General features: G+C 58.7%; 14 protein-coding genes. 1 reads left to right on the top strand and 13 read right to left on the bottom strand.

Annotated features, from left to right (window positions below):
- Nucleotides 1-4: 4 nt before the first annotated feature.
- From QE432_RS12205 to sdhC, 10 genes are all read right to left on the bottom strand, one after another.
- Complete coding sequence (locus tag QE432_RS12205; protein WP_065705226.1) at nucleotides 5-3,001, bottom strand: 2-oxoglutarate dehydrogenase E1 component; 2,997 nt, start codon at nucleotides 2,999-3,001, stop codon at nucleotides 5-7.
- 176 nt (nucleotides 3,002-3,177) lie between these two features.
- Nucleotides 3,178-4,080 carry a succinate--CoA ligase subunit alpha gene (sucD, locus tag QE432_RS12210; RefSeq protein WP_003516727.1) on the bottom strand — a complete coding sequence of 301 codons (903 nt, stop codon included), beginning with the start codon at nucleotides 4,078-4,080 and terminating at the stop codon, nucleotides 3,178-3,180.
- A gap of 17 nt (nucleotides 4,081-4,097) precedes the next feature.
- The gene (sucC, locus tag QE432_RS12215) at nucleotides 4,098-5,291 is read right to left on the bottom strand and encodes an ADP-forming succinate--CoA ligase subunit beta (protein ID WP_003516725.1); all 1,194 of its coding nucleotides are present in this window, start codon (nucleotides 5,289-5,291) and stop codon (nucleotides 4,098-4,100) included.
- A gap of 131 nt (nucleotides 5,292-5,422) precedes the next feature.
- On the bottom strand, nucleotides 5,423-6,385 hold the full coding sequence (gene mdh / locus QE432_RS12220; protein ID WP_003516723.1) for a malate dehydrogenase: 963 nt from the start codon (nucleotides 6,383-6,385) through the stop codon (nucleotides 5,423-5,425).
- Between the two features lie 176 nt (nucleotides 6,386-6,561).
- Nucleotides 6,562-7,725, bottom strand: a complete 1,164-nt coding sequence (gene zapE / locus QE432_RS12225; protein WP_013636887.1) for a cell division protein ZapE — start codon at nucleotides 7,723-7,725, stop codon at nucleotides 6,562-6,564.
- A gap of 87 nt (nucleotides 7,726-7,812) precedes the next feature.
- Nucleotides 7,813-8,355: a protease inhibitor Inh/omp19 family protein gene (locus QE432_RS12230; protein ID WP_003516719.1), complete on the bottom strand. Its 543-nt coding sequence runs from the start codon at nucleotides 8,353-8,355 to the stop codon at nucleotides 7,813-7,815.
- Between the two features lie 205 nt (nucleotides 8,356-8,560).
- A complete protein-coding gene (locus QE432_RS12235; protein ID WP_111782585.1) occupies nucleotides 8,561-9,340 on the bottom strand; it encodes a succinate dehydrogenase iron-sulfur subunit in 780 nt (259 codons plus the stop codon).
- A gap of 15 nt (nucleotides 9,341-9,355) precedes the next feature.
- On the bottom strand, nucleotides 9,356-11,197 hold the full coding sequence (gene sdhA, locus QE432_RS12240) for a succinate dehydrogenase flavoprotein subunit (protein WP_013636888.1): 1,842 nt from the start codon (nucleotides 11,195-11,197) through the stop codon (nucleotides 9,356-9,358).
- 7 nt (nucleotides 11,198-11,204) lie between these two features.
- A complete protein-coding gene (sdhD, locus tag QE432_RS12245) occupies nucleotides 11,205-11,585 on the bottom strand; it encodes a succinate dehydrogenase, hydrophobic membrane anchor protein (protein ID WP_003516716.1) in 381 nt (126 codons plus the stop codon).
- 14 nt (nucleotides 11,586-11,599) lie between these two features.
- Nucleotides 11,600-11,992, bottom strand: a complete 393-nt coding sequence (gene sdhC / locus QE432_RS12250; protein ID WP_065705222.1) for a succinate dehydrogenase, cytochrome b556 subunit — start codon at nucleotides 11,990-11,992, stop codon at nucleotides 11,600-11,602.
- 307 nt (nucleotides 11,993-12,299) lie between these two features.
- On the opposite strand from sdhC, the gene QE432_RS12255 reads away from it, so the two are divergent.
- Complete coding sequence (locus tag QE432_RS12255; protein ID WP_306624439.1) at nucleotides 12,300-12,668, top strand: hypothetical protein; 369 nt, start codon at nucleotides 12,300-12,302, stop codon at nucleotides 12,666-12,668.
- A gap of 5 nt (nucleotides 12,669-12,673) precedes the next feature.
- Here QE432_RS12255 and QE432_RS12260 read toward each other — a convergent pair whose 3' ends face one another.
- From QE432_RS12260 to QE432_RS12270, 3 genes are read right to left on the bottom strand one after another with little or no spacing between them, the layout of a single operon-like run.
- Nucleotides 12,674-13,318: a class I SAM-dependent methyltransferase gene (locus tag QE432_RS12260; RefSeq protein WP_306624441.1), complete on the bottom strand. Its 645-nt coding sequence runs from the start codon at nucleotides 13,316-13,318 to the stop codon at nucleotides 12,674-12,676.
- Nucleotides 13,319-13,325: 7 nt separating this feature from the next.
- Nucleotides 13,326-13,769 carry an EVE domain-containing protein gene (locus QE432_RS12265; protein ID WP_003516712.1) on the bottom strand — a complete coding sequence of 148 codons (444 nt, stop codon included), beginning with the start codon at nucleotides 13,767-13,769 and terminating at the stop codon, nucleotides 13,326-13,328.
- A 6-nt stretch (nucleotides 13,770-13,775) separates the two neighbouring features.
- Nucleotides 13,776-14,069 (bottom strand): YciI-like protein, encoded by a 294-nt coding sequence (locus tag QE432_RS12270; protein WP_003516711.1) that lies wholly within the window; start codon nucleotides 14,067-14,069, stop codon nucleotides 13,776-13,778.
- Nucleotides 14,070-14,096: the final 27 nt, after the last annotated feature.

The raw sequence follows: 14,096 nt of genomic DNA on the forward strand, positions 1-14,096 counted from the left end.
GTTATCACTCTCCCAGCGCGTCTTCCAGGAACGCAGCAAGCTGCGCCAGATGCTTGGACATCAGGCCGGTCGCCGGAGAGGCGGCAGCCGGACGGCCCGTGTAACGGACCTTCTGGTACTTGGCGTCGATATGCGCCAGAACCCATTCAAGGTAAGGATCGATGAACGACCACGCACCCATGTTCTTCGGCTCTTCCTGGCACCAGACCATTTCCGCGTTACGGAAACGGGAAAGCTCGTTGATGAGCGCTTTGGCCGGGAACGGATAGAGCTGTTCGACACGCAGCAGGTAGATGTCGTCGATACCGCGCTTTTCACGCTCCTCGAGCAGATCGTAATAGACCTTGCCCGTGCACATGACGACGCGGCGGATCTTCGAATCCTTCTGCAGCTTGATCGGACCATCCTTGATGACCTCCGCATCGTCCCACAGGAGACGGTGGAAGGAGGACTCGCCTGCAAGCTCCGCAAGCGACGAGGTGGCGCGCTTGTGACGCAGCAGGGACTTCGGCGTCATCAGGATGAGCGGCTTGCGGAAGTCACGCTTCATCTGGCGGCGCAGGATATGGAAGTAGTTAGCCGGCGTCGTAACGTTGGCAACCTGCATGTTGTCTTCGGCGCACATCTGCAACCAGCGTTCCAGACGGGCGGACGAATGTTCCGGACCCTGACCTTCATAACCATGCGGCAGGAGGCAGACGAGACCGGACATGCGCAGCCACTTGCGTTCACCCGAAGAGATAAACTGGTCGAACACTACCTGGGCGCCGTTGGCGAAGTCGCCGAACTGGGCTTCCCAGAGCGTCAGTGCATTCGGGCGGGCAAGCGAATAGCCATATTCGAAACCGAGAACCGCTTCTTCCGAAAGCATCGAGTTGATGACTTCGTAACGGGCCTGCGTCGGCGAAAGATTGGCAAGCGGGATGTAACGCTCTTCTGTCTCCTGATCATAGAGAACCGAGTGGCGCTGCGAGAAGGTGCCGCGTTCGCAGTCCTGACCGGACAGACGGATCTTGTGGCCGTCTACGACCAGCGAACCGAAGGCCAGAGCCTCAGCCATCGCCCAGTCCAGCCCCTCGCCGGTCTCGACCATCTGGGCACGGTTTTCCATGAAGCGCTGGATCGTGCGGTGTGCGCTGAAGCCTTCCGGAATGGTCGACAGCTTCTTGCCGATTTCTTTCAGCTGCTTCATCGGCACGCCGGTCTTGCCACGACGCTGCTCATCGGCATTGTCGGCGGCGCGCAGACCGGACCACTGACCATCCAGCCAGTCGGCCTTGTTCGGCTTGTAGGACTGGCCTGCCTCGAACTCCTGCTCGAGATGGGCGCGCCAATCGGCCTTGATCTTCTCGAAATCGCCTTCGGTGATCAGGCCTTCTGCAATCAGGCGGTCAGCATAGATGCGGGCGACAGTCTTGTGGCCACGGATGACCTTGTACATCTTCGGCTGCGTGAACGCAGGCTCGTCGCCTTCGTTATGGCCGAAGCGACGGTAACAGAACATGTCGATGACGACAGGCTTGTGGAACTTCATGCGGTATTCGGTTGCAACCTTTGCCGCATAAACCACCGCTTCCGGATCATCGCCGTTAACGTGGAAGATCGGCGCCTCGATCATCTTGGCAACGTCGGACGGATAGGGCGACGAGCGCGAGAAGGCCGGGTTCGTCGTGAAGCCGATCTGGTTGTTGATGATGAAGTGCATGGTACCGGCAACGCGGTGACCGCGCAGGCCGGAGAGGCCGAGAATTTCGGCAACCACGCCCTGACCCGCAAAAGCGGCATCGCCGTGCAACAGGAGCGGCAGCACCTTGGCGCGTTCCGACAGCGGAATGATGTCACCGTCCCATGTCTTGGCAAGCTGGTCCTGCTTGGCGCGGGCCTTGCCCATGACGACAGGGTTGACGATTTCAAGGTGCGACGGGTTGGCCGTCAGCGAGAGGTGAACCTTGTTGCCGTCGAATTCGCGGTCTGAGGAGGCACCGAGATGGTACTTCACGTCACCGGAACCTTCGACGTCATCAGGCTTGAACGAACCGCCCTTGAACTCGTGGAACACGGCGCGGTGCGGCTTGCCCATCACGTTGGTCAGAACGTTCAGGCGGCCGCGGTGAGCCATGCCGAGCACGACTTCTTCCAGACCGTCCTGGCCGCCGCGCTTGATGATCTGCTCAAGTGCCGGGATCAGCGATTCACCACCATCGAGGCCGAAACGCTTCGTACCCTTGAAACGCACGTCGAGGAACTGCTCGTAGCCTTCGGCTTCGACGAGCTTGGACAGAATGGCCTTCTTGCCTTCCGGCGTGAAGTCCACACCCTTGTCCGGACCTTCGATGCGTTCCTGGATCCAGCCTTTTTCTTCCGGGTTGGACATATGCATGAATTCGACGCCGAGCGTCGAGCAATAGGTGCGCTCGAGAATATCGACCATTTCGCGCACGGTCGCGTATTCGAGACCGAGGACGTTATCGATGAAAATCTTGCGGTCGTAGTCGCTTTCCTCGAATCCATAGGACTTCGGCGAAAGCTCGTTATAGTCCTCAACGGCGCTGGCGATGCCGAGCGGGTCGAGCTTGGCGTGCAGATGGCCACGCATGCGGTAGGCGCGGATCATCATGATGGCGCGGACGCTGTCACGGGTCGCCTGAAGCACTTCGGCCGGGCTGACGGCCTTGCCGGTATCGGCGCTCTTGGCCTCGGCTTTCGCCTGAACCTTCTTCTCGATGGCCTTCTCGACCGTAGCCCAGTTGCCATCAAGCGCGGATACCAGGTCGCCGTTTGCCGGGATCGGCCAGTTGGAGCGCTTCCAGGAGGCGCCCTTGGCTGCCTTCTTCACGTCTTCCGGATTGTCGGACAACGCCTTGAAGAAGCTCTGCCACTCCGGCGACACGGAAGAGGGATCCTCTTCGTACCGGGCATAGAGCTGCTCGATATAGGCTGCATTCGCGCCGTCCAGAAACGACGTGATCTGAAACTGCTCGTTCGCTTCTTGCCTTGCCATTGTGTTCTTGCGGACTTGTCCGTCCGCCTCCTCGATGCCGTTAGGGCCGTTTATCGGCCTGCCGCTTGATTATTGCTGTCTGCCGCCGGGGCGGTATGCCGTCTGTCTGTCGTTCTTTGCGGCTTCGGGCAGCGTGGCGTTAAAGCCGCACCGCCCGTTACCGGTCTCATGTGGTCTCAGCCCTTGAGGACTTCAACCAGCGTCTTGCCGAGGCGCGCCGGGGAAGGCGATACCTTGATGCCTGCAGCTTCCATTGCTGCGATCTTCGATTCCGCATCACCCTTGCCGCCGGAAACGACAGCTCCGGCGTGGCCCATGGTGCGGCCCTTCGGAGCCGTACGGCCCGCGATAAAGCCAGCCATCGGCTTCTTGCGGCCCTTCTTGGCTTCGTCGATCAGGAACTGTGCCGCATCTTCTTCAGCCGAACCGCCGATTTCGCCGATCATGATGATCGACTGCGTGGCTTCGTCGGCCAGGAACATTTCCAGCACGTCGATGAACTCGGTGCCCTTGACCGGGTCGCCGCCGATGCCGACAGCCGTCGTCTGGCCGAGGCCTTCGTTGGATGTCTGGAATACGGCTTCATAGGTCAGCGTGCCGGAGCGCGAAACGATACCGACCGAACCCTTGCGGAAGATAGAGCCCGGCATGATGCCGATCTTGCATTCTTCAGGCGTCATGATGCCCGGGCAGTTGGGGCCGAGCAGGCGCGAGTTCGAACGGTCGAGGCGAGCCTTGACGCGCACCATGTCCATCACCGGGATACCTTCGGTGATGCAGGTGATGAAGGGGATCTCAGCCTCGATGGCTTCGATGATGGCGTCGGCTGCACCTGCCGGCGGAACATAGATCACGGATGCGTCTGCACCGGTCTTTTCCTTGGCTTCGGCAACCGTTGCGAAGATCGGCAGGCTTTCGCCCTTGGAGCCGGTCCAGGTTTCGCCACCCTTCTTCGGGTGAATACCACCGACCATCTGCGTGCCGTAATAAGCAAGCGCCTGTTCGGTGTGGAAGGTACCGGTCTTGCCGGTCAGACCCTGAACGAGGATCTTGGTGTCTTTATTAACAAGAATAGACATTATTTCCGGTCCCTCAATTAGCCGTTGATCGCCGCGACGATCTTCTTGGCTGCGTCGTCCAGGTCGTCAGCAGCCGTAATCGCAAGGCCCGATTCGTTCAGGAGCTTCTTGCCAAGTTCGACGTTGGTGCCTTCGAGGCGAACAACGAGCGGAACCTGCAAACCGACTTCCTTCACCGCGGCGATAACACCTTCGGCGATGACGTCGCACTTCATGATACCGCCGAAGATGTTGACGAGGATACCCTCGACCTTCGGGTCAGCAGTGATGATCTTGAAAGCTGCAGCAACCTTCTCCTTGCCGGCGCCGCCGCCGACGTCACAGAAGTTTGCCGGCTCCTTGCCGTAAAGCTTGATGATGTCCATCGTCGCCATGGCGAGACCGGCACCATTGACCATGCAGCCGATGTTGCCATCGAGCGCAACGTAAGCGAGGTCCCACTTGGAGGCTTCGATTTCCTTGGCGTCTTCTTCGGTCTCATCGCGCAGCGCCTTGACGTCGTCATGGCGGAACAGCGCGTTGCCGTCGAAGGACATCTTGGCATCGAGAACGCGCAGATGACCGTTTTCCATGACGATCAGCGGGTTAACCTCGAGGAGAGCCATGTCCTTCTCGTTGAAGGCCTTGTAGAGGATCGGGAACAGCGCCTTGGCGTCTTCCGCAGCAACACCCTCAAGCTCGAGCGCCTTGGAGATCGCAGCAACGTCGGCGTCGCTCACACCCTTTTCCGGGTCGATGGCGATGGTGTGGATCTTCTCGGGCGTGTCGTGGGCAACAGCTTCGATATCCATGCCGCCTTCGGTGGAAACCACGAAAGCAACGCGACCGACCGAGCGATCGACCAGCAGCGAGCAGTAAAGCTCGCGAGCGATATCCGCACCGTCTTCGATGTAAAGGCGGTTGACCTGCTTGCCGGCATCGCCCGTCTGCGCCGTTACCAGCGTGTTGCCGAGCATATCCTTGGAGTGGGAAACGACTTCTTCGATCGTCTTTGCGAGACGAACGCCACCCTTGGCGTCGGGGCCGAGTTCCTTGAACTTGCCCTTGCCGCGGCCGCCGGCGTGAATCTGGCTCTTGACGACGTAGAGCGGGCCGGGAAGCTGCTTTGCGGCGGCTTCGGCTTCTTCGACCTTGAGGATGGCGACGCCTTCAGCGACCGGCGCACCATAGCCCTTCAGAAGAGCCTTGGCCTGATATTCGTGAATATTCATGGAATAATCCCTGTTTGGAGCCGCTTGAAGCGCCCTGCATCCTTATCTGACGCAGGGCGCTTCAAGCTGTTGAATCTACGCATCGTGCCTTGCAAAAATCCAATCCGGTTTTGCGCCGATGCGTCAGGCTATTACTTCAGCGACGGAGCGATGTTGATGCAGGCTTCGCAAAGACCGGCAACAGCGCCGACGGACTTCTGGAAGGCGGCTTCTTCATCCTTGTTCAGCTCGATCTCGATGATGCGCTCGATACCACCGGCGCCGATGATGGTGGGCACGCCGACATACATATCGTCCACGCCGTACTGGCCCGACAGATGGGCAGCCGCAGGCAGAACGCGCTTCTTGTCCTTGAGGTAGGATTCAGCCATTTCGATCGCCGAAGCGGCGGGCGCGTAATAGGCCGAGCCGGTCTTCAGCAGGCCGACGATTTCCGCACCGCCGTCGCGGGTGCGCTGGATGATCTCTTCGAGACGCTCGGCGGTGAGCCAGCCCATCTTGACGAGATCGGTCAGCGGAATGCCGCCAACGGTGGAGTAACGCGCCAAAGGCACCATCGTATCGCCGTGGCCGCCGAGAACGAATGCCGTTACGTCCTGAACCGAAACGTTGAACTCTTCGGCGAGGAACAGGCGGAAGCGAGCGCTGTCGAGAACGCCGGCCATGCCGACGACCTTGTTCTTCGGAAGACCGGAGAACTTCTGCAGCGCCCAGACCATGGCGTCCAGCGGGTTGGTGATGCAGATGACGAAAGCGTTCGGGGCATATTTCTTGATGCCGGCGCCGACCTGCTCCATGACCTTGAGATTGATGCCGAGAAGATCGTCGCGGCTCATGCCGGGCTTGCGGGCGACGCCTGCGGTGACGATGCAGACATCAGCGCCTTCGATGGCAGCGTAGTCGGAAGCGCCAGTGAGCTTGGCATTGAAACCTTCAACCGGTCCGGACTGGGCAATATCCAGACCTTTGCCCTGCGGGATGCCGTCGGCAATATCGAAGAGGACGATATCGCCCAGTTCCTTCAGGCTGGCGAGATGCGCCAGCGTGCCGCCGATCATGCCAGAACCAATAAGTGCAATCTTTTTGCGAGCCATCGAATGCTTCCTCTAGAGCTTCAATTCAATTTCACCACGCCACCGGCAGCCAAATTGTCGCACTTCGATTAGCCCCATTGACCAAAATTGGCAACAGATTCTTTTGGCATGAATATTTTCAATCGTTTAGATCATTATTTTCTTACGTAAACGTAAGATAATGCGTCACGAAAGTGTCAAACTTTCTGCCGTTTTTCATGGTGGAGCACCAGATAATCTGCACTGCGCATCTCAAACAGGCGCGAGGCGGTGCGATCGAACTCGAAACCTTCGGTGCCCTTGCGCTTGCCGAGCAGGTCTTCGGGCATGGCCGCAGCGGAGGCGAAGAGGCGGACGCTGTGATCGTACAGCGCGTCTATGAGAATGATAAAACGCTTGGTTTCGTTCCGCTTGTCGGCATTGAGAAACGGGATGTGGTCGATGAAGACTGTATCGAAACGATTGGCTATCGCGAGAAAATCAGAAGCGCCGAGCGGCTTTTCGCAAAGGTCGGAGAAGGAAAAGCGGGCCACACGGCCGCTGGCGCGCGGCACCAGAATGGAGCGGCCCTTCATCGGTATTTCGGTTGGCGCGACAAGGTGGCCACCGGTCATGTGCCGCCATGCCATATCCATGGCCTGATCCGCCGCACCGTCGAGTGGCGTGACATAAACCGGCAGGCTTTCCAGCTTTTCCATGCGGTAATCGGTGGGACTGTCCAGCGTCACCACTTCCACATGCTTCTTCAGCAAATCGACAAAGGGCAGAAACAGGCCGCGATTAAGCCCGTCCTTGTAAAGATTGTCGGGCACAACATTGGACGTTGTTACCAATGTGCAGCCATTGGCAAAAAGCTCACTGAACAGCCGGGCGAGGATCATCGCATCGGCAATATCCGTGACGGTGAACTCATCGAAGCAAAGAAGCTCCGCTTCCGCCAGAAGCTGGGCTGCCACAGGAGGAATGGGATCGGCCTGCTTGGTTTCGCCATTCTTGAGCTTCTGCCGATGCGCGTGCACGCGATTATGGACATCAGCCATGAATTCGTGAAAATGGCAGCGCCGTTTGGAAGAGACGGGCGCCATCTCGTAGAACATGTCCATCAGCATCGTCTTGCCGCGGCCAACGCTGCCATGGACATACAGTCCCTTGACGAAGGCGGCCGGGCCAGCCTTGCGAGCAAACATCCAGCCGAGTGCGCTTTTTTTCCTGGCGGGTTTGCGCGCTTTCAAATCGGCAAGGATACGGTCGAGGTGGGCCGCAACGCCGCGTTGTGCGGCATCCGCCTGCAAGGTGCCAGCTGCCGTCAATGCGTTGAGCTGTTCAACGACACTATGGTTGTAGTCAGGCAATGGCTTCATGGAAAAGCGCCCCGGTCGCGGACGGACGCCCGCGACGAATGGAATGGCTTGAAACAGGCGAGGCGATCCGGATGCACCGGAGATGCTCTATCGGCTGAGGCTCAGCGGCTGGCCGCTATTCGTCGTGCCGTCAAAACGCGCATCGGCGCTCTTGTAGACGCGGCCGATCGTATCGCCGGAACGGTTCTTGAAGAGGACCATCTTGCCGGACACTTCCCATGACCCCATCGCCGTGAGTTCGCCGGAGCAGCCACGCGTGCCGCCACGAGAACCGCTGCCGAGATTGGTAAGCGTCAGGAACATGTCGCAATTGGCGCCGCCATTGGAAACGCGCCAGTTGCCGACCATGGATTCCTTGGTGACATCAAGCGCCGTTGTCGGCGGAGCGGCCGACGCCATATCAGTGCCGCCAGGCGTCGCAGAAGCGGGTGCCGACGGGAACTGACTGCCGGAAGCACCACCGGGTGGCGGCAGGGCGCCAGACTGAACGGAGGGAACCGGCTGTGCCTGCAACGGCGGCGTATAACCGGGATTGTTGCTGGTGTTGTTGTTGTAATCGTAGGAGGTACGTTGGCAACCGGCCAGGCTCATTACAACCGCAAGACCCGTCACCACATATCTGAATTGCATATCAAGCTCCCGATTCTCTCGCTTCCGGAAAGACCATGATCAAACAAGAAGGCTGAATTATTACCAAAGCCTTATCTTGCGCAAGCGATGGCTGGGATAATTACCATTTCGGTCGATTTTTACCGAAATTTCCCGCGCCCGGTTGTAAAAAAGGGCCGCAGTCCAAACCGCGGCCCGATAGATTTTCTGTCCAAACGAATCGTCTTCAGACGCGACGCTCGACCATCATCTTCTTGATTTCCGCGATCGCCTTGGCCGGGTTGAGACCCTTCGGGCAAGCCTGCGCACAGTTCATGATGGTGTGGCAGCGATAAAGACGGAACGGATCTTCGAGATCATCAAGACGTTCGCCGGTCGCTTCGTCGCGGCTGTCGATCAGCCAGCGATAGGCTTGCAGCAGAACGGCGGGGCCGAGGTAACGGTCGCCGTTCCACCAGTAGCTGGGACAGGAAGTGGAGCAGCAGGCGCACAGAATGCACTCGTAGAGACCGTCGAGCTTCAGGCGGTCCTCATGGCTCTGCTTCCATTCCTTGGCAGGCGCCGGCGAAACCGTCTTCAGCCACGGCTCGATGGAGCGGTGCTGCGCGTAGAAGTTCGATAGGTCCGGAACGAGGTCCTTCACCACTGGCATATGCGGCAGCGGATAGACCTTCACCGTTCCCTTGATCTCTTCCATGCCCTTGGTGCAGGCGAGCGTGTTGGTGCCGTCGATGTTCATAGCGCAGGAACCGCAAATGCCTTCACGGCAGGAGCGGCGCAGCGTCAGCGTCGGGTCGATATTGTTCTTGATGTACAGCAGCGCATCGAGAACCATCGGCCCGCAATCGTCGATATCGATATAATAGGTATCGATGCGCGGGTTCTGGCCATCATCCGGGTTCCAGCGATAGATCCGGTATTCGCGAACGTTCTTGGCACCATCCGGCTTCGGCCAGACTTTGCCTTCGCTGATCTGGGAATTCTTGGGGAGAGCGAGTTCAACCATATCCAGTTCCTCAAATCAGTAGACGCGAGCCTTCGGCTCGATCTTTTTCGGATCGATGCCGTCGGCAATCAGGTCGGTGTGAACAGGGCGGTAGTCGAGCTTGACATCACCTTCAGGGCTGACCCAGGCAAGCGTGTGCTTGCGCCAGTTCACGTCGTCGCGACCGCCGAACGGACCATCGACGAAATCCTCGCGGGCATGCGAACCGCGGCTTTCCTTGCGCGCTTCCGCGCCGTAGACCGTGGTGATCGCGTTGGCCATCAGATTGTGCAGCTCGAGCGTTTCCACCAGATCGGAGTTCCAGACCATCGACCGGTCGGTGACCTTGACGTCAGGCAGTTCCTTCCAGATGGCGGAAATGCGCTGGCAACCGCTTTCCAGCGATTCCTGTGTCCGGAATACGGCGGCATCGTCCTGCATGGCGCGCTGCATCTTGTCACGCAGCACCGCCGTCGGCGTCGAGCCGTTGGCATAACGCAGGCTGTCGAAGCGATCCATGATCTTGTCGCAGGCAGCCGTGTCGAGAGCCGGAACCGGCGCATCGCGGTCGATGACCTGGGCTGCACGGATGGCGGCAGCACGGCCGAAGACCACAAGGTCGATCAGCGAGTTGGAGCCGAGACGGTTCGCGCCGTGAACCGAGGCGCAACCGGCTTCGCCAACGGCCATCAGGCCGGGAGCGATGCGTTCCGGGTTCTCGGCGTTGGCGTTCAGCACTTCGCCCCAATAGTTGGTCGGAATGCCGCCCATATTGTAGTGAACGGTCGGCAGGACCGGGATCGGCTCGCGCGTCACGTCAACGCCGGCGAAAATCTTGGCACTTTCGGAAATGCCCGGAAGACGCTCATGCAGGATCGCCGGATCAAGGTGATCGAGATGCAGGAAGATATGGTCCTTGTTCTTGCCGACGCCACGACCCTCGCGGATTTCCATGGTCATGCAGCGAGATACCACGTCACGCGAAGCAAGGTCCTTCGCCGAAGGAGCATAACGCTCCATGAAGCGCTCGCCTTCGGAGTTGACGAGATAACCGCCCTCGCCGCGCGCGCCTTCGGTGATCAGGCAGCCAGCGCCGTAAATGCCGGTCGGGTGGAACTGAACGAATTCCATATCCTGAAGCGGCAGGCCGGCACGTGCGATCATACCGCCGCCGTCGCCGGTGCAGGTATGGGCAGACGTTGCCGAGAAATAGGCGCGGCCGTAACCACCGGTCGCCAGCACCACCATCTTGGCGGAGAAGCGATGGATCGTGCCGTCATCGAGGTTCCACGCCACGACGCCGGTGCAGCGGCCATCGGGCGCCATAATGAGGTCGAGCGCGAAATATTCGATGAAGAATTCCGCATTATTGCGCAGCGACTGGCCATAAAGCGTGTGCAGAATGGCGTGGCCGGTACGGTCGGCAGCGGCACAGGTGCGCTGCACCGGCGGGCCTTCGCCGTAGTTCTGCATGTGGCCGCCAAACGGGCGCTGGTAGATCTTGCCTTCGGCATTGCGCGAGAAGGGCACGCCGTAATGCTCCAGCTCATAGACCGCTTTCGGCGCTTCCATGGCGAGATATTGCATCGCGTCGACGTCGCCCAGCCAGTCGGAGCCCTTTACGGTGTCGTAAAGGTGCCACTGCCAACAGTCGGGTGTCATGTTGGTGAGAGAAGCGGCGATACCGCCCTGCGCCGCGACCGTGTGGGAGCGCGTCGGGAAAACCTTGGTGATGCAGGCCGTGCGGAACCCCTGTTCCGCCATGCCGAGCGTTGCGCGCAGACCCGCGCCGCCGGCGCCCACCACGATCACGTCATAGGAGTGATCGACGTAGGTGTAAGCCTTGCCATTCTGGGAAGGTGAACTGATCGATGCCATGGCCGATTTATCCTGCGAATGCGATTTTCAGAATGGCGAAGATGCAAAGACCGCCAATGAGAACCGCGAAAAACGTATTGAGCATCAGAAGAACGAGCTTCGAAACCTCGCCGTGAACGTAGTCTTCGATGATGACCTGCATGCCGAGCTTCATGTGAATGAGGCCGGAAACCAGCACCAGACCCATGATGACCGCAACGAGAGGGTTGGAAAGCGCCGCCGCAACTTCCGGATAGGGAGCGCCGGCATATTTGATGAGAAAGACCACGAAGAAGATCAGCAAGGGCACGTTGGCGACGGCCGTAAGGCGCTGGCGCCAGAAATGGTCGGTGCCTTCCTTGGCGGAGCCGAGGCCACGAACCTTTCCGAGAGGTGTACGCATATCCATGACAGGCTATCTCCTTAGCGCACGATCAGGGCGATGACCCAGATCAGCGCGGTCAGACAGATCGACGCTACAAAGGTCGCCTTGGCGAGTTTCGTGTTGAAGTTCTTCTCGAAGCCATGGCCGAGATCCCACATGAAGTGGCGAAGGCCGCCCAGCATGTGGTGAACGAGAGCCCAGGTATATCCGATCAGGATAAGCTTGCCGATGATCGTATCCATTGCCCAGCTGACCCAGTCGTAATAGGCAGGGCCGGAAGCAAGTGCGATAAGCCACCAGGCGACAAGAAGCGTTCCGAAATAAAGCGCCGCACCCGTGATGCGGTGCACGATGGATGCAACCATCGTCGGAATCGGCTTGTAAATTTGAAGATGCGGCGACAGAGGCCGGTTATTTGTCACGTTCGCCATCAGAACCTCGCGGCGTTTTCCCGTGCACCCGTCAGATCGGGCGCCCCCAAGCAACAGCACATGACGAAAGAATGTGCATTGCACCAACCGCGACGTTTAATCACATGGGAGCATCACGACAAGCACATTTCATGACCGATTCCAATTTAATCGATTGGTTCACGAATTTTTTTTGGAATTTTTTTGCTCGAAAATAAAAAAACGAGCATTTCCAAGATTTACGCCTTCAAAATATTTACCTTTACGTAATTTCGAAATCATGTAATTTACTATTCGTTAACCGAAAAAAATCCGGAGAATGAGGCTCATGTTACAGCGTCGAATCGCAGCTCTTGCGGTGATGACTGCAGGCATTATTTTCACGGCACTGCCTCCTGCTGCGGCAGGTGATTTTTATAGTCGCCACCATTATCAGCATCGTCAGTCACAGTTGAGCTTGTCCACGGACGGACTGCCCTCCACCCTTTCCGGCGGCACTTATGTGGGTGGAATATCCGCCTTGAGGGTCCGTGGGAACGGCAATTATTTCGCGATCAATGGTGGGCTTTCGCGACAAGGCGCAACCGTCAATATGGGCGCGCAGCTGGCACCGAAGGCGAAAATCATCAACGTCCGCGCCGAAACGACAGGCGACGCCTGCGATTACCAGCACGGCGTCTGCATCATCAGGCCCTGATATAATCAGACAAAACGCCAGACGGTGGTCTTTTTGACTTCACTGTCTTCCAGAGCCCGCGTCACCGGCACCTGATAGGTTGCCTCGGCGTATAGGCGCTGTTTGGGCAGGTAGGCCCGTCCCGGATCGCCGACGAGAACGGTCACGCCCCTATCCGCCAGCTCCAGAAACCAAGCCACGAGGAGATCGGCAAAGGCGCGATCATAAAACACGTCGCCCGCCAGCAGAACATCCGCCTCAACCGGCGTCCCAACCAGATTGCGGCCGGTAAAATCGATGGCCACACCATTAAGAGCCGCATTAAGCCGAATGGCCGTTTCCGTCCACGGATCGATATCGGCGGCTAAAACAGCCGCGGCGCCCGCCTTTACGGCGGCAATGGCGACCAGTCCGGAACCGCTGGCAAAATCCAGCACACGCTTGCCGGAGACACTTTCAGGATGATCGAGAACGTAGCGGGCAAGCCCCTGTCCACCAGCCCAGGCGAAAGCCCAGAATGGCGGCGGCAGGCCGATCTCCTCCAACTCCTCCTCCGTCTTCAGCCACAGCTCATGCGCTTCGGTCGCAAGATGAAGGCGCAATTCCGGCACATGTGGTGGATGCATGATGCCGGTATTGTCGAGAATGAAGCGTTCAGGATCGGTCCTCACCGAAAGCTCAGTCCGGAGATTTCGGTGGATTGGAAAGGCCACCCATGCGGCAGACTTCGAGATATTCCTCTTCCGTCACCGGCTGCACCGAAAGCCGCATGGAGGTGACCAGCGACATCTTTTCAAGTTTCGGATTGGCCTTCACATCCTTCAGCGAAACCGGTTTCGGCATGTCGCAAACAGCGCGGATATCCACGCAATCCCACTTCAGATCGCCCTCTGCGGTCGAATCCGGGTGCGAAAGGGCGCAGACTTCCACGATGCCGACGACATCAAGCCCTTCATTCGAGTGGTAGAAAAAACCCTTGTCGCCGATTTTCATGGCGCGCATGTTGTTGCGGGCCTGATAATTGCGCACGCCGGTCCATTCTTCGCCAGCCTCGCCCTTGGCCTTCTGCATTTCCCAGGACCATTTGAACGGCTCAGACTTGTAAAGCCAGTAATTCGCCATGGCCGGTCACGCCCCCGGATTGTTGAAGACCCAGTTATAGGGCTTCACATCCACGCTTTCGAACAGGCCGGCCTTTGCATAGGGATCGGCATCGGCAAGGGCCTTGGCCGCATCGATGTCGGCAGCTTCCACGATGACAAGGCTGCCATTCGGCTTGCCTTCGGCATCCAGAAACGGTCCGGCAATCTTCAGCGTGCCTTCGGCGTTCAACTTGTTCAGGTGCTCCAGATGAGCCGGGCGCGTGTCCATGCGCACGTTCAGATGGCCGGGCTTGTCCTTGCAGATAAAGGCAAACAGCATTTTCGTCTCCTCGCTGGCGCATGCCTC

This window comes from Agrobacterium sp. SORGH_AS_0745, assembly GCF_030818995.1.
Taxonomy (GTDB): domain Bacteria; phylum Pseudomonadota; class Alphaproteobacteria; order Rhizobiales; family Rhizobiaceae; genus Agrobacterium; species Agrobacterium tumefaciens.

What these genes read in the sequence shown, in the direction of transcription:
- QE432_RS12205 (WP_065705226.1), bottom strand. Translation starts at nt 3,001, where the DNA reads ATGGCAAGGCAAGAAGCGAACGAGCAGTTTCAGATCACGTCGTTTCTG.
- sucD (WP_003516727.1), bottom strand. Translation starts at nt 4,080, where the DNA reads ATGTCTATTCTTGTTAATAAAGACACCAAGATCCTCGTTCAGGGTCTG.
- sucC (WP_003516725.1), bottom strand. Translation starts at nt 5,291, where the DNA reads ATGAATATTCACGAATATCAGGCCAAGGCTCTTCTGAAGGGCTATGGT.
- mdh (WP_003516723.1), bottom strand. Translation starts at nt 6,385, where the DNA reads ATGGCTCGCAAAAAGATTGCACTTATTGGTTCTGGCATGATCGGCGGC.
- zapE (WP_013636887.1), bottom strand. Translation starts at nt 7,725, where the DNA reads ATGAAGCCATTGCCTGACTACAACCATAGTGTCGTTGAACAGCTCAAC.
- QE432_RS12230 (WP_003516719.1), bottom strand. Translation starts at nt 8,355, where the DNA reads ATGCAATTCAGATATGTGGTGACGGGTCTTGCGGTTGTAATGAGCCTG.
- QE432_RS12235 (WP_111782585.1), bottom strand. Translation starts at nt 9,340, where the DNA reads ATGGTTGAACTCGCTCTCCCCAAGAATTCCCAGATCAGCGAAGGCAAA.
- sdhA (WP_013636888.1), bottom strand. Translation starts at nt 11,197, where the DNA reads ATGGCATCGATCAGTTCACCTTCCCAGAATGGCAAGGCTTACACCTAC.
- sdhD (WP_003516716.1), bottom strand. Translation starts at nt 11,585, where the DNA reads ATGGATATGCGTACACCTCTCGGAAAGGTTCGTGGCCTCGGCTCCGCC.
- sdhC (WP_065705222.1), bottom strand. Translation starts at nt 11,992, where the DNA reads ATGGCGAACGTGACAAATAACCGGCCTCTGTCGCCGCATCTTCAAATT.
- QE432_RS12255 (WP_306624439.1), top strand. Translation starts at nt 12,300, where the DNA reads ATGTTACAGCGTCGAATCGCAGCTCTTGCGGTGATGACTGCAGGCATT.
- QE432_RS12265 (WP_003516712.1), bottom strand. Translation starts at nt 13,769, where the DNA reads ATGGCGAATTACTGGCTTTACAAGTCTGAGCCGTTCAAATGGTCCTGG.
- QE432_RS12270 (WP_003516711.1), bottom strand. Translation starts at nt 14,069, where the DNA reads ATGCTGTTTGCCTTTATCTGCAAGGACAAGCCCGGCCATCTGAACGTG.